We start from the raw sequence: 20,754 nt of genomic DNA, 5'->3' as shown, positions 1-20,754 counted from the left end.
CGCTGTCAATCCTCGACCGCGGCATAGCGCTCAGGCGCAGGGTGCAGATGCCCGCACTGCGAGCACGTACGCAGCGCGAGCGAACGATAGAAATGATCGAACACCGGAGGGAAGTCGGTTTCGATGTTTTTCAGCGGGAACATCGCTTCATACAACTTGTGATTGCACTGCGGGCAATACCACTGCAGGCCATCTTGCTCATGTGGCAAACGCACGCGCTCGATCACGATGCCGATTGAGCCGGCAGCGCGTTGCGGTGAATGCGGCACCCTGGGCGGCAGCAGAAAGATTTCACCGGCACGGATCGGGATGTCGCGCGCCACGCCATCGTCCTGCACCTTCAGCACCATCTCGCCTTCGAGTTGGAAGAACCACTCCGGGCCTTCGTCGTAGTGATAGTCGGTGCGTGCATTCGGGCCACCAACAATCATGATGATGAAGCCATCCTGCTGGATGCACTTGTTGCCCACCGGCGGTTTGAGCAGGTGGCGGTGTTCCTCGATCCAAGCATGCAGGTTGATCGGCGGGATCAGCATCAAGGGTTCCTCGGCGGAGAAGGTGTCCAGCATAGCCAACCGCTCGCCTCACATGGATGCGGCGGTTGGCCATGCAGTTGCGTGCGGCTCAGCGTTCGGCGCGATCAGCCTGGATCTTCGCCAGCGCCGCATCGTAGCGCTCCTGCACCAGTTCGTGGCGGTCAATCGACATGCCCAGGTCGTGTGCGCGGCCATCGCGCAGGCTATACACCCAGCCATGCACGTAAAGTTCCTGACCGCGCTCCCACGCATCGCGCACGATGGTGGTGCGGCACACATTGACCACCTGTTCGAGCACGTTGAGCTCGCACAGGCGCGCGTGCTGTATCGGCAGATCGCCGGCGTCGTGCAGGCAGGCTTCGTGCTTGTCGGCCACGTCGGTGACGTGGCGGATCCAGTTGTCGACCAAACCCATACGCTTTTGGGTCAGGCTGGCGAACACACCGCCGCAGCCGTAATGGCCAACCACCAGCACGTGTTTGACCTTGAGTACGTCCACAGCGAACTGGATCACCGACAGGCAATTCAGATCGGTATGCACCACCACGTTGGCGATATTACGGTGGACGAAGACTTCGCCCGGCGCCATGTCGATGATCTGGTTGGCCGGCACGCGCGAATCGGAGCAACCGATCCACAGATATTCCGGGGTCTGCTGGGTCGACAGTTTGGAAAAGAACTCGGGATCTTCGCGGCGGATGCGCTCGGACCATGCGCGGTTGTTTTCGAGTAAATGATTGAGTTCGTTCATGCGCGCAGTTTTCCATAGGCAGAGGAGAGGAGAGGGCAAGGGAGGCCTAAAACCGTGATGCAGAAAAACGCTCGGTGCGCTGCGCTCAGGCTGCGCCATCGCGTGCGCGCAATGTATCGCACATCAACGTGGCGACCGCGTGCGAATCGGCCGATGCCTGTCGCGCCAACGCATCGCTCAGTGCGGCGATATTGCCGGCCGGGTGGTTCTGACTCAGCTCGAAGGTCAATTCGATGCGGCTTGGGACCAAGCGAAAGCCGACCAGGCCACGCAATGGCTTAGGGTGCCTGTCGCGCTCCATCTCGAACAGCCAGCCGCTGCCCACGCACTGTTCGAAGTGCGCGCTCATGCGGCCGATCAACGCACCCAGCGCGTCTTCATCGCGCACCTGGCTACAGCGTCAATGCAGATGCGCAACAGCATCGTTCCAAGTAGGTACGCGCGCAGCCGCGTCCTTGTCCAGGTACCAGGTGGGCGAGACATAGGCATGCGGGCCCTGCAATACGATCACCGCGTCGCCAGGAGTGCGCGCCTGCGGATTGGGACGTGCCCAATGGCCTTCGATCACGACATGCTGGCCATCGCGCTGATACAGCACCGGCAGGTGCGAGATCGCCGGGTGTCCGTCCTCCCCCTGGCTGATCAGGGCGACAAACGCATCGCGTGCGAACAGCCAGTCCAGCAAGGCCAGATCGGTCTGCGCAAATGCGCGCAGGGCGTCCATGTCAGGCGCGGCCGCCCATGTTCACAACCATGCGCGCACGCAGGTCGGCATCGTCTTCGTCCTGCGGCGGCGAGACCTCGTGCAGCGAAAAGCCGCGGATGCGCGCGTCTTCTTCGTCCAGCCCGTCCAGCGCCACGAATTCGGCATCGAACAAGGCCGCGCGTGCGCTGTCTTCGCTGTCGTAGGGCAGCGTCTTGCCGTCGCTGTCCAGTACTTCGGCTGTGCCGGCTTCATTGACGCGCAGGCGCGCCCAGATCAGCGTGCGGCCGATCGTGGCCAGCCACCAGGAGTCGTGGGCGCCCTGCAGAGTGTCTTCGTACGTTGTCATTGCATTACCTTGGAAATCAGGCCGAGCAGGGCCGCCATGCCCAGGCCGAAAAAAATGGTGAGCAGCGAGAGCCAGGCGGGTGTGGCCAGACCGGACAGCCCACTGTCGCGGTAGCCGCGGTAACGCCGCGCCAGCAACCAGCGCAATGCCACGGGGCTGATGAAGGCTGGGTCGCCGAAGCTGGCCAATGCCTCCGGATGGCGGTCGCGCATGTGTACCAGGGTCAGCGGCCAGAAGATCAGCAGCGCGGTCAGACCTGCGACGGCCAGGCCGACGAAGCACAGGGCGAAGAACAGAATCATGTGGCCGCCAGCATCAGGAAAGGTTGCGGGAGCGCCGCGCCAATGACCAGCGCTGTAATGGCCCAGCGCATCGGAGCCGTGGAATGCCGGGGCGCGGCGCGCGCGGTGTTGGTTTGCCACCAGCGTTGCGGGTCGAGCTGGCGCGACGCCAGCCCCGCCAGCAGCACGCTACGGATCGCTGTCAGCCCCCCCGTGATCCCCGCCAGCCCGAAGGCCAGCGATTGAAATATGGGGATGGCGGCCGGCAAGCTCACCTCAGAATTCCGCGCTGCCCGGCGCGCGCGGGTAGGGGATCGCGTCGCGGATGTTGCTTAGCCCGCAGACATAGACCACCAGACGCTCGAAGCCCAAACCGAAGCCGGCATGCGGCACCGAGCCGTAGCGACGGAAATCGCGGTACCAGCTGTAGTGCTCCTTATCCAGGCCGAACTGCGCCATGCGTGCGTCGAGCACATCCAGGCGCTCTTCGCGCTGGCTGCCGCCGATGATCTCGCCGATACCCGGTGCCAGCACGTCCATCGCGGCGACGGTCTTGCCGTCGTCGTTCAAGCGCATGTAGAACGCCTTGATGTGCTCGGGATAATTGGTGACCACCACCGGGCGGCCGATATGTTCTTCGGTCAGCCAGCGTTCGTGCTCGGTCTGCAGGTCCAGGCCCCATTCCACCGGGAAATCGAAGGTCTTGCCAGCGTGTTGCAGCAGCTTGACCGCATCGGTGTAGTCGATCTGCTCGAACGGCGCATTGATGAAGGCTTCCAGCTTGCTGATCGCGTTCTTGTCCACGCGCTCGGCGAGGAACGCCAGATCGTCGCCACGTTCGTCCAGCACCGCGCGGAACACATACTTGAGGAACTGCTCGGCCAGGCGCGCGTCTTCGGCCAGATCGGCAAAGGCGATCTCCGGCTCGATCATCCAGAACTCGGCCAGGTGGCGCGTGGTATGGCTGTTCTCGGCGCGGAAGGTTGGCCCGAAGGTGTAGACCTTGCTCAGCGCCAGACAGTAGGCCTCCACGTTGAGCTGGCCGGACACGGTGAGGAAGGTTTCCTTGCCGAAGAAGTCGCGGCTGAAATCCACATTGCCAGTGGCATCGCGTGGCAGGTTGACCATGTCCAGCGTGGAGACGCGGAACATCTGCCCGGCGCCTTCGGCGTCGGAGGTGGTGATGATGGGTGTGCTGATCCAGTTGAAGCCGTTCTGGTGGAAGAAGCGGTGCACCGCCTGCGCCAGACAGTTGCGGATACGTGTGACCGCGCCGAACAGATTGGTGCGCGGGCGCAAGTGCGCCACTTCGCGCAGGAACTCCGGCGTCATCGGCTTGGGCTGGATCGGATAGGTCAGCGGGTCTTCGACCCAGCCGACGATCTCCACGCCGCTGGCCTGGATCTCGAACGACTGGCCCTTGCCCTGCGACTTCACCAGCACGCCCTTGGCGATCAGTGAGCAGCCACTGGTCAGGCGCTTGATCTCGTCGAAATTGGGCAGCGTGTCGTTGGCTACCACCTGGATCGGAGCGAAGCACGAGCCGTCGGTCACGTTGATGAAGGCCAGTCCGGCAGATCCGCGCAAGGTGCGTACCCACCCCCGTACCGTGACTTCGCCGCCTTCGGGGAGCTTCCCCGCAAGCGCATGTTCAACGCTGACCACCGTCATGACTGTTCCTCGCCGTAGCGACCTTGAATGGCCTGCGAGTTTACTGGCTGCGGCCGCGCCGGCGCGAGCATCTGTGAACAGGTTGCCGACGGCTACGCTTGTCGCAGGCGCGCATTGCCCCCATCTATGGCAAACGCCGCTGCTCAGCGTTCTGCCAGGTTGATGCGGCCTGGCTATACTTGTCACCACTGTTTTGGAGTGCCCTCATGACCGTCAGCCTCACCCCCGCCGCGCTGGAGCGCGTGCAGCGTTTCGTGCAGCAGACCCCGGGTGCGTTGGGTCTGCGCTTTGGCGTGACCAAGACCGGGTGTTCCGGCTGGGGCCATATCACCGACCTGGCGCGCGAGGCGCGCGATGATGACGCGGTGTTCGAGCAGGGCGGGGTACGCATCTTCGTCGACCCCGTCAGCCTGCCGTTGGTGGATGGCACCTGCATCGACTTCGGCAAGCACGGCCTCAGCGAGACATTCACCTTCAGCAATCCCAACGCCACCGCCGAATGCGGCTGCGGGGAGAGCTTCACGACCGCAGACGAGCATCGCTGAGCCGGCCGGCACGCTATTCCTTCTCTCTGCGGGACATTGTCCTCTTTCATCGGGGAGAAGCTGCCCCGCAGGGGCGGATGAGGGGACGGGGCGAAGCCTCGCGTGGTTGAACGCCCCGATAGTTGAACGACACGAGTGGCTTTGCCCCCGAACCCTTACCCCAACCCATCTCCCGGCGGGAGAGGGGCTTCAAACCTCCTTGCAGCCTGGTCAGTTGCAGCTAAGTAATTGAACTGCCATAATTTCCTGCTTCCTGTCCAGATCTTGGGCGGGAATCCTTGCTCCACCGGTCGCCTGCGCGGATTTCCGGGGAGCTGTCCGGCCCACGTGGCCACATCCGAAAGGTAAAACAACATGAGTCGTCATTACGAAGTCGTGTTCCTGGTCCATCCGGACCAGAGCGAGCAGGTCCCGGCCATGATCGAGCGCTATAAGTCGCTGATCGAGGGCGGTAACGGCACCATCCACCGTCTGGAAGACTGGGGCCGTCGTCAGCTGGCCTACCCGATCCAGAACCTGGTGAAGGCGCACTACGTGCTGCTCAACATCGAAGTCGACCAGGCCGTGCTGAGCGAGCTGGTGGAAAGCTTCCGCTTCAACGATGCAGTGCTGCGTCACCTGGTCGTCAAGCGCGATGGCCCGGACACCGAGCAGTCGCTGATCATGAAGAGCAAGGACGAGAAGGGCGACAAGCACGAGCGTAGCGAGCGTCGTCGTCGTGACGATGAAGAGGGCGATGTCCCCGCTGCCACCGATACAGACGGCGACAACGCCGAAGCCGCTTAAGGAGCGCTGTCATGTCCAAGTTCTTCCGTCGTCGCAAGTTCTGCAAATTCACCGCCGAGGGCGTCAAGGAGATCGATTACAAGGATCTCAACACCCTGCGTCAGTACCTCACCGAGAACGGCAAGATCGTGCCGAGCCGCGTGACCGGTACCAAGTCCAAGTACCAGCGTCAGCTGGCGACGGCCGTCAAGCGCTCGCGTTTCCTGGCGCTGATTCCGTACACGGACAATCACGACGTCTAAGGATTGCCGCATAGGAGTCCGCCAGTTGCGAGGCTCCTTGCGCAGGACCCACACGGTTCTTCTGTGTGAGGCAACTGATAAAACCCGCGCATGCGTGTGCGGGTCATCAAATTGATAGAGGCCTGGTAATTGAAGGGGCGGTGGCAATCGGGGCTTTTACGATTCCCCAATCCCCAATCCCGATTCCCGGCTTCTCCTGTTCGGACAGCACCCGTTGCGCCCGCCACATGCCGGCGCTAACGAATAACGGAGCACCACCATGGATCTGATTCTTCTGCAGAAAGTGACCAACCTGGGCAACCTGGGCGACAAGGTCAGCGTCAAGCCGGGCTACGGCCGCAACTTCCTCGTTCCGCAGGGCAAGGCCGTGCCGGCCACCGCTGCGAACGTGGAAGCGTTCGAAACCAAGCGCGCCGAGTACGAAGCCAAGGCCAGCAGCATCCTGGCCGACGCACAGAGCCGCGCCACCAAGTTCGAAGGCGCCAGCGTCACCATCTGCGCGCACGCGTCGACCGAAGGCAAGCTGTACGGCTCGGTTGGCCCGCGCGACATCGCCGAGGCGTTCACTGCCGCCGGCCTGCCGCTGGAAAAGAGCGAAGTGATCCTGGGCGAAGGCGCATTCCGCAATGTCGGCGAGTACGACGTTGTGCTGCACCTGCACGCAGACGTGGAAACCACGGTCAAGGTCATCGTCGAATCCGACGCCTGATCCAAGCCGTCTGTGTCATCCGAAGGGCGCCTTGTTAGGCGCCCTTCGTTTTTGGGGTGCCGCCGCCAGTGCGGGCATGCCCGTTATACTCATGCCCCATTGCCGGTTTCACGGCCTGCAGATCTTATGGATCAAGGGCTTGCGTGCTGGCTTCACAGGAAAAGCGCCTGCCGGCTTGGTCCGCGCGGTGCCCGGAATCTCCAGTCCCCATGCGCCTGTCCACGATCAAGCTGTCCGGTTTCAAGTCGTTCGTCGACCCGACCACGTTGCATCTGCCCACCAATATGACCGGCATCGTCGGCCCCAATGGGTGCGGCAAGTCAAACATCATCGACGCGGTGCGCTGGGTGATGGGCGAAAGCTCGGCCAGCCGCCTGCGCGGCGACTCGCTGACCGACGTGATCTTCTCCGGCTCCTCGGCGCGCAAGCCGGTGTCGCAGGCGACGGTGGAGCTGATCTTCGACAATTCCGATCACACCATCAGCGGCGAGTTCGCCTCGTTCAACGAGATATCGGTCAAGCGCCTGGTCAGCCGCGACGGCAACAGCGCCTACTACCTCAACGGCACCAAGTGCCGGCGCCGCGACATCACCGATCTGTTCCTGGGCACCGGCCTTGGGCCGCGCAGCTACTCGATCATCGAGCAGGGCATGATCAGCCAGATCATCGAAGCGCGCCCGGAAGACCTGCGCGTGTATCTGGAAGAAGCCGCCGGCATTTCCAAGTACAAGGAACGTCGCAAGGAAACCGAAACACGCATTCGGCATACGCGCGAAAATCTCGACCGCCTGGGCGACCTGCGCGAGGAAATCACCAAGCAGCTCGCGCATCTGCAGCGCCAGGCGCGGCAGGCCGAGCAGTACCAGGCGTTGCAGGAAGAGCGCCGGATCAAGGATGCCGAGTGGAAGGCGCTGGAATACCGCGGCCTGGATGGACAGCTGCAGGGCCTGCGCGAAAAGTTGAATCAGGAAGAGACCCGCCTGCAGCAATTCATCGCCGAACAACGCGATGCCGAAGCGCGTATCGAAACCGGCCGCGTGCGCCGCGAAGAATCTGCCGAAGCGGTGGCCAAGGCGCAGGCCGATGTCTACCAGGTCGGTGGTGCATTGGCGCGCATCGAGCAGCAGATCCAGCATCAGCGCGAGCTCTCGCATCGTTTGCACAAAGCGCGCGATGAGGCGCAGAGCCAGCTGCAGGAATTGACCCAGCACATCAGTGGCGACTCGGCCAAGTTGAGTGTGCTGCGCGAAGCGGTGGCCGCTGCCGAGCCGCAACTGGAACAACTGCGCGAAGACCACGAATTCCGCCAGGAGTCGCTGCGTGAGGCCGAAGCGCGGCTGGCCGACTGGCAGCAGCGCTGGGAAACCCATAACCGCGACACCGGCGAAGCCTCGCGTGCCGGCGAAGTGGAGCGCACGCGCGTCGATTATCTGGACCGCCAGGCGCTGGAAGCCGATCGTCGCCGCGAAGCGCTGGTCAACGAGCGCGCCGGCTTGGATCTGGATGCATTGGCCGAGGCGTTCGAGCAGATCGAACTGCGCCATGAAACCCAGAAGACCTCGCTGGACGGTTTGACCGAGCAGGTCGAAGCGCGCAAGCACGCGCTCGGCGGGCTGCAGGAACAGCAACGGGCAAGCCAGGGCGAGCTGGCCGAAGTGCGCAAGCAGGCGCAGGCTGCGCGCGGTCGGCTGTCGTCGCTGGAAACCTTGCAGCAGGCTGCGCTTGGTCAGGAGCAGGGCGCGGCAGTGGCGTGGCTCAAGTCGCGCGGACTGGATTCGGCAGCGCGCGTGGGCGAGCGCATCAGCGTCCAGAGCGGCTGGGAAAATGCAGTCGAAGGCGCGCTGGGGCAGTTGATCGAAGGCGTGCTGGTGGATGCGCCGGAGCAACTGGTCGACGCGTTGGGCGAGTTGGGCGATGGCCGCATCGCGCTGGTGTCCAGCGCAACCGACAACGCGAACTTCGCGCCGACCTCGTTGGCCGCCAAGGTGCAGGGGCCGATTGCGATCCGTCGCCTGCTCGCACGTCTGCACACCGCCGAGGACCTGGACGCGGCGCGTACGCTGCAACGCAGCCTGCCTGAAGGCGACTCGGTCATCACCCGCAATGGCGAGCGGCTGGGCGAGGGCTGGGTGCGCGTCTCGCGCTCGGGCGCGGCCAAGCAGGGCGCGCTGCTGCGCGAGCGCCAGATCCAGGAGCTACGCACCCAGATCGAAACCTTGCAGGAACGCGAAGCCGAGCTCGAGCACCAGCTCGCCAGCTTCCGCGAACAACTGCTTGCGGCCGAGCAGCAGCGCGAAGACGCGCAGCGCCAGCTGTACATGGCGCACCGCAGCGTTTCCGAACTGGCCGGGCAGTTGCAGAGTCAGCAAGGCAAGGTGGATGCGGCGCGCACGCGCATCGAGCGCATCGAAACCGACCTGTCACAGCTGCTGGAAACCTTGGACACCAGCCGCGAACAGGCACGCGAGGCGCGCGCCAAGCTCGAAGATGCGGTCACCTTGATGGGCGATCTGCAGGGCACGCGCGAAGCGCTGGAAAGCGAGCGTCGTCAGCTCACCGATGCGCGCGATCAAGCGCGCGATGCCGCACGCGGCGTGCGCGATGCGATGCATGCCTTGGCGTTGACGCTGGAATCGCAGCGCACTCAGATTGCCTCGCTGAGTCAGACGCTGGAGCGCATGGATAGCCAGCGCGGCCAGCTTGACACGCGACTGGAAGATCTGGTGGCCCAGCTCAGTGAAGGCGATTCGCCGGTGGAAACGCTGGAGCACGAACATCAGGCCGCCTTGAGCGAGCGCGTGCGCACCGAGCGCGCGCTGGGCGAAGCGCGCACCCTGCTCGACAGTATCGACAGCGAGCTGCGCAGCTTCGAACAGACCCGCCAGCAGCGCGACGAACAGGCGCTGGCGCAGCGCGAACGCATTTCGCAACGCAAGCTCGATCAGCAGGCCTTGGTGCTCAGCGCCGAGCAGTTGTCGGCCGCAGTGGTGAAAGCAGGCTTCGTGCTCGAAGATGTGGTCAATGGCTTGCCCGAGTCGGCCAATCCTGCCGAATGGGAAGCGACCGTCGGCCAGATCGACGGCCGCATGCGGCGCCTGGAGCCGGTGAACCTGGCCGCCATCCAGGAATACGGCGAGGCTGCGCAGCGCTCGGAATATCTGGACGCGCAGAACCTGGACCTCAATACCGCGCTGGAAACGCTGGAAGAAGCCATCCGCAAGATCGACCGCGAAACCCGCGGCCGTTTCAAAGACACCTTCGACCGCGTCAACTCCGGCGTGCAGGCGCTGTATCCGCGCCTGTTCGGCGGCGGGCATGCGTATCTGGAACTCACCGGCGAAGACCTGCTCGACACCGGCGTCACGATCATGGCGCGCCCGCCGGGCAAGCGCGTGTCCAGCATTTCGCTGCTCTCCGGCGGCGAGAAGGCGATGACGGCGGTGGCGCTGGTGTTTGCGATCTTCCAGCTCAACCCCGCGCCATTCTGCTTGCTCGACGAAGTGGACGCACCGCTGGACGAAGCCAATGTCGGCCGCCTGGCCAACATGGTGCGCGAGATGAGCGAGAAGGTGCAGTTCCTGTTCGTCAGCCATAACAAGGCGACCATGGAAGCGGCGCGCCAGTTGTCCGGCGTGACCATGCGCGAGCCGGGCGTCAGCCGGCTGGTCAGCGTGGACCTGGAAGAGGCCGCACGTTTGGCGGGTGCGGCATGACGTGCCATGCTTGTTGGAATATCGACATCTGTCACTCTTATGCGGAGGCACGCTGAATGTCCGACATGGCCATGATCCGGATCGGGATCCTGATCGCTGGACTGCTGCTGGTCGCGGCCATCTTCCTGTTTGGTCGCCCGAAGCAATCGCCGCAAGGGCGCCGGGTCGACAAGCACGAGGGCCAGCTGCGCGAACGTCGCGAACCGGTGATTTCCAGCGGGCCCGGCGTGGAGGGTGAAGCTGCGGAGCGCGGTGAAGGCATCGAGCAGAGCGAGCTGAACCTGGAAGAGCACGATGCCGCCGGCGGTAACGAGGTCGGCAAACGCCCGAACCAGGAGTTCGACAAGATCGTGTCGTTGTTCGTGGCCGCCAAGGCGGGCCAGGTGCTGCGCGGCGAAGATGTGGTGGTTGCTGCCGAAAAGACCGGACTGGTGTTCGGCCACATGAATGTGTTCCACCGCCTGATGGAAGGGCACCCGGAGCGCGGGCCGATTTTCAGCATGGCAAGCATCCTCAAGCCGGGCAGTTTCGACATGGCCAATATCCGCGAGATGCAGACGCCGGCCATTGCGTTCTTCCTCACGCTGCCGGCGCCGATGACCGCGCTGGATGCCTGGGAAAAAATGCTGCCCACCGTGCAGCGCATGGCCGAATTGCTGGATGGCGTGGTGCTGGACGACAGCCGCAACGCATTGGGCCGCCAGCGCGTGGCGCATATCCGCGACGAACTACGCGCCTACGACCGCCAGCACCAGGCACCGCCGCTGACCAAGTCGCCGCGCTGGTGAGTTGGCATGTTGCGCCTGCGGGGCGTGTTGGCGGTGGCATTGCTGCTGGTGCTGTGGGCGATCCTGGCAATGCCGTTGCTGTGGATCTTTACCAGGCACCGCGCGCCTGCGCAGACGCTCGCGGCACTCGCCGTGGCTGGTCGTGGGCTTTGCCGCTGCGATCGCCTCGCTGGTCGCGCCGATGCCGACGCCCTTCGTCAGCGTGTTCATGCCGCATGCCATCGCGTTGTTGGATCGCCGCTATTCCCTGCACATCCTGCACGGCCCGCCGCTCCTGCACGAGTTGCTGTGATGGAACGCCGGCTCGATGACGCTGACTTTCGTGATCAGCTATTTCTGGATCCGGCGCACGCTGCGCATGCCGGAGCCTGAGGCGTTCGATCAGTAGGAATCCGAAGCCCACTGCCCACGGGAGATGTGGTTGGATGAGGGTGCGCAGCGACGTACTCGTTCAATCGAACAAGGCGAGGCTTCGCTCGCACCTTCATCCGCTTCTTGCGGGGCACCTTCTTCCATGTGAACCGGGTTGGCGGTTCGCTTGATCGAACGCTTCGCCAATTAGCGCTTGGCTTTACCGAACGCCTCGCGGAAGCGCAGCATTTGCGCTTCAGTGCCCACGCTCACATCCACGCGCTTGGGCCAGATCGGCCAGCTGCGGCCGACGATGACGCCTTGCTTCTGCATCGAATCGGCGAACACGCCTGCATCGCGCTTGACGTCCAGCAGGAAGCAGTTGACCTGCGAGGGCAGGCAGGTGTAGCCCTTGCCCTTGAGCCAGGCGATGGTATGTCATCATACCACTTCGCTTGCAGAGCGATAGAATTGAAGATCTTGAGTGGGCAATTGGTTGAGACGATGGAGCAAGGTGTGATTGAGCGGGCACGAGAGCTTCGGCGGCGTATCGAAAATGCTGACCACCGGTATTACGATCTTGCAGATCCTGAAATTACAGATGCTCAGTACGACCAGCTCTTTAGAGAGTTACAGGAACTGGAGCAGAAGTATCCAGAACTAGTCACGGCTGACTCACCGTCCATGAGGGTGGGTGGAGCAGTGCGGAAATCATTTGTAAAAGTTAGACACTCAATCCCCATGCTTTCTTTGGCGAATGCATTTGATGAAGTTGAGGTCAAAAACTTCGTTGATCGAATTTTTCGTCGAATGGGCAGCTCGAACCCGCTCGAATTTTCTGTAGAGCCAAAATTTGATGGTCTAGCAATTAGCTTGCGTTACGAACTAGGCAAGTTCGTTCAAGGTGTGACCCGTGGTGACGGCGATGTTGGCGAGGATGTTAGTGAGAACATTCGGACAATAAGGTCAGTTCCATTGAAATTAAAGGGCAACAACGTTCCGGCTATCTTAGAGGTTCGGGGTGAAGTCTATATGCCACGTGATGGGTTTTCTGAATTCAATAAGCGTGCTATGGCTCGGGGCGAAAAACTTCTCGCCAATCCGAGGAATGGGGCCGCGGGCTCTTTGCGTCAGCTAGATAGTCGTATCTCGGCTCAGCGTCCGCTTTCTTTTTTTGCATATGGGGTAGGGCTCATTCAAGTAGAGCAGGACCTCTTTGAGGAGATTCCGCAAAGTATTGCGTCAACTCATTCAGCAATGCTGGCGCAGCTGCGCGCGTGGGGATTTCCAGTGAGTTCGCTAGTCGAAGTGGTGCAGGGCAGCGACGGTCTGCTGGCGTATTACCAGCGCATCGGTGAGGCGCGCGACGGCTTGCCCTTCGATATCGATGGCGTGGTCTACAAGCTCGACGATCTGGCCGGGCAACGCGAGATGGGCTTCGTCTCGCGTGCGCCGCGTTGGGCGCTTGCGCACAAGTTCCCGGCGCAGGAACAGTCCACCACCGTCGAAGCCATCGAGATCCAGATCGGACGTACCGGTGCGGCCACGCCGGTGGCGCGTTTGAAGCCGGTGCATGTGGCCGGGGTGATCGTCACCAATGCCACGCTGCACAACGCCGACCAGATCGCGCGGCTGGATGTGCGCGTGGGCGATACGGTGATCGTGCGCCGCGCCGGCGATGTGATTCCTGAAGTGGCCGCCGTGGTAGCCGACCAACGCCCTCCCGCAACGCAGTCGTGGCAGATGCCCACGCAATGCCCGGTCTGCGGTTCGGAGATCGTGCGCGAAGAAGGTCAGGCGGTGTGGCGCTGCTCCGGCGAGTTGACCTGCCCGGCGCAGCGCAAGGAAGCCTTCCGGCATTTCGTCTCGCGGCGCGCGATGGATGTGGATGGTCTGGGCGAAAAATTCATCGAGGTGTTGGTCGACAGCGGCGTGGTGCAAGGTGTGGCCGATCTGTATCTGCTCACGGTGGATCAGCTGCTGCAACTGCGCATGATCAGCACGGCCGAAAGTCCGCATGCGTTCTTGCGCGAGGCGCGCGAGCATCTGGCCAGCGGCGCGTATGCACAGCTGGAAGCCACCTTGGTCGGTATCGGCGTGGACCTGGCCGGCGAGCGCGAGGTGCCGCAAACCTGGCAGGCCGATCTACTGCGCGCAGGCCTGCCGACGTTCGACTGGAATCGCAAGAAGATCGCCACCAAGTGGGCAGAGAATCTGATCGAGGCGATTGAAACATCGCGCGACACCACGCTGGAGCGTTTTCTGTTTGCGCTGGGCATCGAACACGTAGGCGAAAGCACGGCGAAGGCGTTGTCGGCGTGGTTTGGCGATCTGGACTTGATTCGTCATCTGCCCTGGCCGCTGTTCAAGCGCGTGCCGGATATCGGTGGAGAAGTGGCGCGTTCGCTGGGGCATTTCTTCGATCAGCCCGGGAATCAGAAGGCCATCGATCATCTGCTGGCGCGCAAGGTGCGCATCGGCGACACCCATCCGCCTTCGCCGAAGCTGCGTGGCGAGCTGCGCTTGGCCAATTTGCTGGAGGACCTGGAGATTCCCAAGGTGACGCCGATTCGCGCCGCCCAGATCGCGACTGCGTTTGGTTCCATCGATGCCCTGCGCAATGGCGGTCCCGAGCCTCTCGTCGAAGCGGGTGTACCGCAGTCAGTGGCCGAGTCGCTCGCGACTTGGCTGTTGGTGCCGGCCAACGACACGCTCGCGGTTAAAGCCCAGAAAAAGCTTTCCGCGCTGCTGGCTATGATGCCGGAGGCTGGCGAAGAAAAGACTGGCCCGCTCGATGGACAGACCGTGGTCATCACCGGGACCTTGGCTGCGCTGACGCGCGATGCGGCCAAGCAGCGGCTGGAAGCATTGGGCGCCAAGGTCGCCGGTAGCGTCTCCAAGAAGACGGCGTTTCTGGTGGCCGGCGAAGAAGCCGGTTCCAAGCTCGACAAGGCGCAATCGCTGGGCGTGGAGATCTGGGACGAAGCGCGTCTGCTGGCCTTCCTGGGCGAACACGGCCAACAGCGATGAGCACGGCGCAGCTCGATCTGGCCGCGTTGCAGTTGCGGGCCCGGCTCAACGCCACGATCCGCAACTTCTTCGCCGAGCGCGGCGTGCTGGAAGTGGAAACGCCGGTGCTCTCGCAGGCCGGCAACACCGAACCGAATATCGAAAGTTTCAGCACGCGCTTTACCGGCCATGTCGACGCCGGTGCGCCGGTGCGCTGGTTGCGCACTTCGCCAGAATATCCGCTCAAACGCCTGCTTGCCGCCGGCGCGGGCGATTGCTACGAACTGGGGCGGGTGTTTCGCAATGGCGAAGCCGGTGGCCGCCACAACCCCGAGTTCAGCATGCTCGAGTGGTATCGGATCGGCTGGAACGACCGCAGCCTGGCGCAGGAAACCATCGCGCTGATACGCCGCGCACTCGCGCTGGTCGGCCGCGACGCCGCAGTGCAGGTGCTGACGTATCGTGCACTGTTCGTGCAGAGGTTGGGCATCGACCCGCTGCGCGATCCGATCGAAACGCTACGCGCCGCGCTGCATGACGTGGCCATCGATCCCGCTGGCCTGACCCGCGACGATTGGCTGGACCTGCTGATGACCCATCGCATCCAGCCGGGCTTTGCCAGCGACACGTTGACGGTGGTGCACGACTGGCCAGCCAGCCAGTGCGCACTGGCGCGTGTGCGCCACGACGATCCGCCGGTGGCCGAGCGCTTCGAGCTGTACCTGGGCAGCGTCGAGGTGGCCAATGGCTATCACGAACTGAACGATGCGCAGGAGCAGCGTGCGCGCTTCGTGCGCGACAACGCCGTGCGTGCGGTGCGTGGATTGCCGCAGCTACCGCTGGATGAACGCCTGCTCGCGGTGTTGTCGCAGTTGCCCGACTGCGCCGGTGTGGCGGTGGGTGTGGATCGCTTGTTGATGGCCTTGCGCGGCACCGCGCAGATTGCCGACGTGCTGGCCTTCGACTTCGCCCGCGCCTGAGTCATCGCGCTGTCATCGGCACCGTATTGCTATCTTCACATCGATGATGCTCTCATCTTCACGTACACGGGGGCGCGACGAAGATCGTTTCGGGGTGAGGATTGTCGGCATGAAGTGGCTGATCAGCTTATGCGGTCTGTGGTGCCTGCCGCTGCTGATGCTCGCCGATGCGCCCGCTTCGGACCGCGTGGCCGGCGTGGTGCGCTGCGAGTCCGAGGACCTGGCGCGCGTGCACTGTGCGATGGACACCGCCCAAGGCGTGCAACTGGTGCGCCAACTTTCCGAAACCAGCTGCATCCGCGGCAGCGAATGGGATGTCGAACGCGATGGCGTGTGGGTCGAACAGGGCTGTCGCGCCGAATTCGCAGCGACCCGCGTGCAGGCCGCGACGGTGATGCGCCGCGTAGTGCGTTGCGATTCCAATGGCGGCACGGTGGCATGCCCGGTGGTGCTGCGCGGTGCGCCGGTGCGGCTGCTGCGGCAACGCTCGATGTGGCCGTGCAAGGAAGGGCGCACCTGGGGCGTGCGCCGCAACGAGATCTGGGTGTCGCGTGGCTGCGATGGCGAATTCGAGGTGGGTGCCGAAGACGGCTCCGGCTTCGTCGCGGTGCCGCGCATGGTCACCTGCGAGTCGAAGAAAAGCGCGCGCCGCACCTGCGGTGTGTCGGTGGAACGCGCGGTGCGCCTGGGTCGGCAGATGTCCAAAACGCCATGCGTGGAAGGCCAGACCTGGGGCTGGAGCCGCGATGGGGTGTGGGTGAACGACGGCTGCCGCGCCGAGTTCATCGTCGACTAAGAGCAGCGAACAAAAAACGACTGCGCAGCCGCCAGGAGAGCGCGGCCTGTGCTCGGTGCGGCATGTACCGCTCGTACACTGCGGTACCTCCGCGCCATCCAGGCCCACCTGGCGATTGCTCACTACGTGTTGTTGGCCGTTCTGAGGCAACGCGGCCACCCACCGGCGCAGCCGATGTCCGTGCGCATTACAATGGACGCATGAATGACAGCGCCCATATCGATTACGCCCGCTACGACCACATCCGCCCACTGTTGTGGACCGGCGATGCCCTGGAATTGCTCGACCAACGCAAGCTGCCCTTTGTGGTGGAGCACGTGCGTTGCGACACCAGCGACGCGGTGGCCGAAGCGATCCATTCGCTAGCCGTGCGGGGTGCGCCGGCGATCGGCATCGCAGCCGGGTGGGGCGTGGCGCTGGCCGCGCGCGACATCGCGGCCGACGACGGTAACGCCGCGCTGCAGAAGCTTGAGCCGGCATTGCTGCGGCTCAACGCGGCGCGTCCGACCGCCGTCAACCTGGCCTGGGCGCTGATGCGCATGCGCCGGGTGCTGGGCGCGGCCGGGGCCGACTGGCGCGCAGTGATCGCGCGCGAGGCGCAGGCCATCGCCGATGAAGACCTCGCCGCCAACCGCCATATGGGCGCGCTTGGCGCCGCACTGATCGCGCCGGGCAGCGGTGTGCTGACGCATTGCAATACAGGCTCGCTGGCCACCGCCGGCTTCGGCACCGCCCTCGGCGTGATCCGTGCAGGCATGGCGCAGCAGCGCATCGCCAAGGTCTTCGCCGGCGAGACGCGGCCGTGGCTGCAGGGCGCGCGCCTGACCGTGTGGGAGCTGCAGCAGGACGGCATCGACGCCACCCTGATCGCCGATTCCGCCGCCTCGCATCTGATGAAATCCGGGCTGGTGCAGTGGGTGATCGTCGGCGCCGATCGCATCTGCGCTAATGGCGATACTGCCAACAAGATCGGCACTTACCAGCTGGCGATCGCCGCGCGCCACCATGGCGTCAAATTCATGGTGGTGGCGCCGTCGTCTACGGTGGATATGGCGACCGCCAGTGGCGACCAGATCGAGATCGAGCAGCGCGATCCAGGCGAATTGTTTGGCGTGGGCGGTGTCAGGACGGTGGCCGACGGTATTCATGCCTGGAACCCGGTGTTCGACGTGACCCCCGGCGATCTGATCGATGCAATCGTCACCGAGCGTGGCGTCATCGCGCAGCCGGACCAGGCGCGGATGCAGGCGGCCTTCGGCAACTGAGCCCGACGCGGCGCCGACAGGCTGCCAGCGCCGCTCAAACTCCGCGCAAGTGCTTGTTTCTGCCTGGTAAACCGGAGGCATCGGGGTGGCCTGCCGTGGTACAATCTGGCACTTGAGTCGATCGGCGGGAGCGTAGGGGAGGCAGCCTGATGCAAGGGCGCCCCCGACGCGGCTTTCCGGCTCGCCCGCTACCTCACTTACGGAACCCGAATGGCAGAAACCGCCAAGGAAATCATCCAGGTCAACCTGGAAGACGAGATGCGCAAGAGTTATCTCGATTACGCGATGAGCGTGATCGTGGGCCGCGCACTCCCCGATGCCCGTGATGGCCTCAAGCCCGTGCACCGACGCGTGTTATTCGCGATGCACGAGCTGGGCGCACACAGCAACAAGGCCTACTTCAAGTCGGCGCGTATCGTCGGCGACGTCATCGGTAAATACCACCCGCACGGCGACCAGTCGGTATACGACACGCTGGTGCGCATGGCGCAGCCGTTTTCGCTGCGTTACATGATGGTGGACGGCCAGGGTAACTTCGGTTCGGTCGACGGCGACTCCGCCGCGGCGATGCGTTATACCGAGTCGCGCATGTCGCGGCTGGCGCATGAGCTGATGGCCGACATCGACAAGGAAACCGTCGATTTCCAGCCTAATTACGACGAAAAGGAACAGGAACCGACGGTCATGCCGACCCGGTTCCCGAGCCTGCTGGTCAACGGCTCGGCCGGTATCGCGGTGGGCATGGCCACCAATATCCCGCCGCATAACCTGACCGAGGCGATCAACGCCTGCATCGCGCTGATCGACACCCCGGAGCTGGATGTCGAAGGCCTGATGGAATACATCCCGGGCCCGGATTTCCCCACCGCCGGCATCATCAACGGCACCGCCGGCATTGCCGCCGGCTATCGCACCGGCCGTGGCCGCGTGCGCATCCGTGCCAAGGCCGATGTGGAAGTGGCCGACAACGGCCGCGAGGCGATCGTCGTCACCGAGATCCCGTACCAGGTCAACAAGGCGCGGCTGATCGAAAAGATTGCCGAGCTGGTCAAGGAAAAGAAGCTTGAAGGCATCAGCGAGCTGCGCGATGAGTCCGACAAGGACGGCATGCGCATCTACATCGAAATCAAGCGCGGCGAATCGGCCGAGGTTGTGCTCAACAACCTGTATCAGCAGACCCAGATGGAATCGGTGTTCGGCATCAACATGGTGGCGCTGATCGACGGCCGCCCGCAGTTGATGAACCTCAAGCAGATGCTGGAGGCGTTCATTCGCCACCGCCGCGAGGTGGTCACCCGCCGCACCATTTTCGAACTGCGCAAGGCGCGTGCGCGTGCGCACGTGTTGGAAGGCCTGACCGTTGCGTTGGCCAACATCGATGAAATGATCGAGTTGATCAAGACCTCGGCCAACCCGCAGGAAGCGCGCGAGCGCATGCTGGCCAAGACCTGGCAACCGGGTCTGGTCGGTGCGCTGCTGGGCGCAGCCGGTGCCGAAGCGTCCAAGCCGGAAGATCTGCCGCCGGGCGTTGGCCTGATCAAGGGTTTCTATCAGCTCAGCGAAGTGCAGGCCTCGCAGATTCTGGAAATGCGTCTGCATCGTCTGACTGGCCTGGAACAGGAAAAGCTGACCGACGAGTACAAGCAACTGCTCGGGGTCATCGAAGGCCTGATCCGCATCCTGGAAAATCCGGATGTGCTGCTGCAGGTGATCCGCGACGAGCTGATCAATATCCGCGAGGAATACGGCGACGAACGCCGCACCGAGATCCGTCACAGCGAAGAAGACCTGGATATCCTGGATCTGATTGCGCCGGAAGACGTGGTGGTGACGCTCTCGCACGCCGGTTATGCCAAGCGGCAGCCGGTAAGCGCGTATCGCGCGCAGCGGCGTGGTGGCCGTGGCCGTTCTGCCGCGGCGACCAAGGAAGAAGATTTCATCGACCAGCTGTGGTTGGTCAACACGCACGACACGCTGCTGACCTTCACCAGCAGCGGCAAGGTGTTCTGGCTGCCGGTGCATCAATTGCCGGAGGCCGGCTCCAATGCGCGTGGCCGCCCGATCATCAACTGGATTCCGCTGGAAGCCGGCGAGCGCGTGCAGGCGGTGCTGCCGGTGCGCGAATATGTTGACAATCGTTATGTGTTCTTCGCTACCCGCAACGGTACGGTCAAGAAGACCTCGCTGAGCGAATTCGCCTTCCGTCTGGCGCGCGGCAAGATCGCGATCAATCTGGATGAAGGCGATGCACTGATCGGTGTGGCATTGACCGACGGCGACCGCGACGTGTTGCTGTTCGCCTCCAACGGCAAGACCGTGCGCTTTGGCGAATCCACCGTGCGTTCGATGGGCCGCACCGCCACCGGCGTGCGCGGTATCCGTCTGACCAAGGGCGAAGAGGTGGTGAGCCTGATCGTGGCTGAGCGTGCCGGCGGCGCCGATGAAGAGATCGAAGCCGACGATGTCGATGATGTGGTCGAAACCACCGATGGCGCTGAAACTGCGGTCATCGAGGTTGCTGATGACGGCAACGTGGCCTACATCCTGACCGCCACCGAGAACGGCTACGGCAAGCGCACTCCGCTGGCCGAATATCCGCGCAAGGGGCGCGGCACGCAGGGCGTGATCGGCATCCAGACCACCGAGCGCAACGGCAAGTTGGTGCGTGCAGTGCTGCTGGGGGCCACCGACGAAGTGCTGCTGATTTCCGATGGCGGCACGCTGGTGCGTACACGTGGTTCGGAGATCTCGCGCGTGGGCCGTAACACGCAGGGCGTCACGCTGATCCGCTTGTCCAAGGGCGAAAAGTTGCAGGCAGTGGAACGCCTGGATGCATCGCTGGACGAGGTGGAAGATGTAGCAGGCGAGGCGGCTGTTGCCAGCGATACGCCGCCTGCAGACGCCTGACGGCCACAGCCAGTCGCAGAGAGATCAAAGCAAACGCCGGCGTACTACCGGCGTTGTTTATGGGCGACGTCCGCCTGATTTTGAGTAGCACCTCAGTTTGGAGTCCAATTCCCTACCCCGAGGAGATTGGACGTGAAGAAGCGTTTTTCCGAAGAGCAGATCATCGGCTTCCTGCGCGAAGCCGAGGCCGGTGTGGCGATCAAGGACCTGTGCCGGCGGCATGGCTTCAGTGAGGCGTCCTACTACCTGTGGCGCGGCAAGTTCGGCAGCATGAGCGTGCCAGATGCCAAGTGGCTCAAGGACCTGGAGGCCGAGAACACGCGACTGAAGAAGTTGCTGGCTGAGCAGGTGTTCCAGAACGACCTGATCAAG

The 20,754-nt window shown here is 63.4% G+C and carries 18 protein-coding genes, 1 other RNA gene and 3 pseudogenes; 14 read left to right on the top strand and 8 right to left on the bottom strand.

The annotated features are described in order from the left end of the window. Window positions 1-5: 5 nt before the first annotated feature. The 7 genes and pseudogenes from WJW29_RS04260 to asnS form a co-directional block, all read right to left on the bottom strand. A complete protein-coding gene (locus WJW29_RS04260; RefSeq protein ID WP_024744799.1) occupies window positions 6-536 on the bottom strand; it encodes a 3-hydroxyanthranilate 3,4-dioxygenase in 531 nt (176 codons plus the stop codon). An 88-nt stretch (window positions 537-624) separates the two neighbouring features. Beyond that, on the bottom strand, window positions 625-1,287 hold the full coding sequence (can, locus tag WJW29_RS04255; RefSeq protein WP_011408603.1) for a carbonate dehydratase: 663 nt from the start codon (window positions 1,285-1,287) through the stop codon (window positions 625-627). 85 nt (window positions 1,288-1,372) lie between these two features. Then, window positions 1,373-2,011, bottom strand: a pseudogene (locus tag WJW29_RS04250) (FMN-binding negative transcriptional regulator). A 1-nt stretch (window position 2,012) separates the two neighbouring features. Further along, window positions 2,013-2,339, bottom strand: coding sequence for a hypothetical protein (locus WJW29_RS04245; RefSeq protein WP_011259081.1), 327 nt, complete (start codon window positions 2,337-2,339; stop codon window positions 2,013-2,015). Then, entirely contained in the window at window positions 2,336-2,641 is a 306-nt protein-coding gene (locus WJW29_RS04240; RefSeq protein ID WP_011408599.1) for a hypothetical protein, read from the bottom strand. The genes WJW29_RS04245 and WJW29_RS04240 overlap by 4 nt, the downstream gene beginning before the upstream one ends. After that, window positions 2,638-2,895 carry a hypothetical protein gene (locus tag WJW29_RS04235; protein WP_011259080.1) on the bottom strand — a complete coding sequence of 86 codons (258 nt, stop codon included), beginning with the start codon at window positions 2,893-2,895 and terminating at the stop codon, window positions 2,638-2,640. Before WJW29_RS04235 ends, WJW29_RS04240 begins: the two co-directional genes overlap by 4 nt. 1 nt (window position 2,896) lies before the next feature. Next, window positions 2,897-4,291: an asparagine--tRNA ligase gene (asnS, locus tag WJW29_RS04230; RefSeq protein ID WP_011259079.1), complete on the bottom strand. Its 1,395-nt coding sequence runs from the start codon at window positions 4,289-4,291 to the stop codon at window positions 2,897-2,899. A 206-nt stretch (window positions 4,292-4,497) separates the two neighbouring features. Here asnS and WJW29_RS04225 point away from each other — a divergent pair, with 206 nt between their 5' ends. The 7 genes and pseudogenes from WJW29_RS04225 (at window position 4,498) to WJW29_RS04195 (ending at window position 11,462) form a co-directional block, all read left to right on the top strand. Then, on the top strand, window positions 4,498-4,836 hold the full coding sequence (locus WJW29_RS04225) for an iron-sulfur cluster assembly accessory protein (RefSeq protein ID WP_012444809.1): 339 nt from the start codon (window positions 4,498-4,500) through the stop codon (window positions 4,834-4,836). 354 nt (window positions 4,837-5,190) lie between these two features. Beyond that, on the top strand, window positions 5,191-5,622 hold the full coding sequence (rpsF, locus tag WJW29_RS04220; protein ID WP_011259077.1) for a 30S ribosomal protein S6: 432 nt from the start codon (window positions 5,191-5,193) through the stop codon (window positions 5,620-5,622). A gap of 11 nt (window positions 5,623-5,633) precedes the next feature. Further along, entirely contained in the window at window positions 5,634-5,864 is a 231-nt protein-coding gene (gene rpsR / locus WJW29_RS04215; protein WP_005991243.1) for a 30S ribosomal protein S18, read from the top strand. Window positions 5,865-6,123: 259 nt separating this feature from the next. Then, window positions 6,124-6,573, top strand: a complete 450-nt coding sequence (rplI, locus tag WJW29_RS04210; protein ID WP_011259076.1) for a 50S ribosomal protein L9 — start codon at window positions 6,124-6,126, stop codon at window positions 6,571-6,573. 209 nt (window positions 6,574-6,782) lie between these two features. Then, the gene (smc, locus tag WJW29_RS04205) at window positions 6,783-10,286 is read left to right on the top strand and encodes a chromosome segregation protein SMC (protein ID WP_011408596.1); all 3,504 of its coding nucleotides are present in this window, start codon (window positions 6,783-6,785) and stop codon (window positions 10,284-10,286) included. A gap of 56 nt (window positions 10,287-10,342) precedes the next feature. Then, window positions 10,343-11,074 carry a cell division protein ZipA gene (gene zipA / locus WJW29_RS04200; protein ID WP_011259074.1) on the top strand — a complete coding sequence of 244 codons (732 nt, stop codon included), beginning with the start codon at window positions 10,343-10,345 and terminating at the stop codon, window positions 11,072-11,074. Window positions 11,075-11,080: 6 nt separating this feature from the next. Then, a pseudogene (locus WJW29_RS04195) lies at window positions 11,081-11,462 on the top strand (hypothetical protein). Window positions 11,463-11,632: 170 nt separating this feature from the next. Here WJW29_RS04195 and WJW29_RS04190 read toward each other — a convergent pair. After that, window positions 11,633-11,860: pseudogene (locus WJW29_RS04190) on the bottom strand (aminotransferase); the annotation flags it as partial. A 69-nt stretch (window positions 11,861-11,929) separates the two neighbouring features. Here WJW29_RS04190 and ligA point away from each other — a divergent pair. From ligA to WJW29_RS04155, 7 genes are all read left to right on the top strand, one after another. Then, on the top strand, window positions 11,930-14,455 hold the full coding sequence (gene ligA / locus WJW29_RS04185; RefSeq protein WP_011259072.1) for an NAD-dependent DNA ligase LigA: 2,526 nt from the start codon (window positions 11,930-11,932) through the stop codon (window positions 14,453-14,455). Next, window positions 14,452-15,414, top strand: coding sequence for an EF-P lysine aminoacylase EpmA (gene epmA, locus WJW29_RS04180; protein WP_011259071.1), 963 nt, complete (start codon window positions 14,452-14,454; stop codon window positions 15,412-15,414). Before ligA ends, epmA begins: the two co-directional genes overlap by 4 nt. Window positions 15,415-15,523: 109 nt before the next feature. Next, window positions 15,524-16,210, top strand: a complete 687-nt coding sequence (locus WJW29_RS04175; protein WP_041182140.1) for a DUF3011 domain-containing protein — start codon at window positions 15,524-15,526, stop codon at window positions 16,208-16,210. Between the two features lie 62 nt (window positions 16,211-16,272). Then, a non-coding RNA gene (locus tag WJW29_RS04170) (sX9 sRNA) lies at window positions 16,273-16,348 on the top strand. A gap of 62 nt (window positions 16,349-16,410) precedes the next feature. Beyond that, window positions 16,411-17,475, top strand: a complete 1,065-nt coding sequence (mtnA, locus tag WJW29_RS04165; RefSeq protein WP_011259069.1) for an S-methyl-5-thioribose-1-phosphate isomerase — start codon at window positions 16,411-16,413, stop codon at window positions 17,473-17,475. Window positions 17,476-17,685: 210 nt separating this feature from the next. Continuing rightward, entirely contained in the window at window positions 17,686-20,382 is a 2,697-nt protein-coding gene (gene gyrA, locus WJW29_RS04160) for a DNA gyrase subunit A (protein ID WP_011259068.1), read from the top strand. Window positions 20,383-20,514: 132 nt separating this feature from the next. Next, window positions 20,515-20,754: transposase (locus WJW29_RS04155; RefSeq protein ID WP_146770876.1), on the top strand; the 240-nt coding region annotated here is incomplete at its 3' end.

This window comes from Xanthomonas sp. JL1 (assembly GCF_038405005.1).
This window is presented reverse-complemented; position numbering and strand designations above follow the sequence as displayed.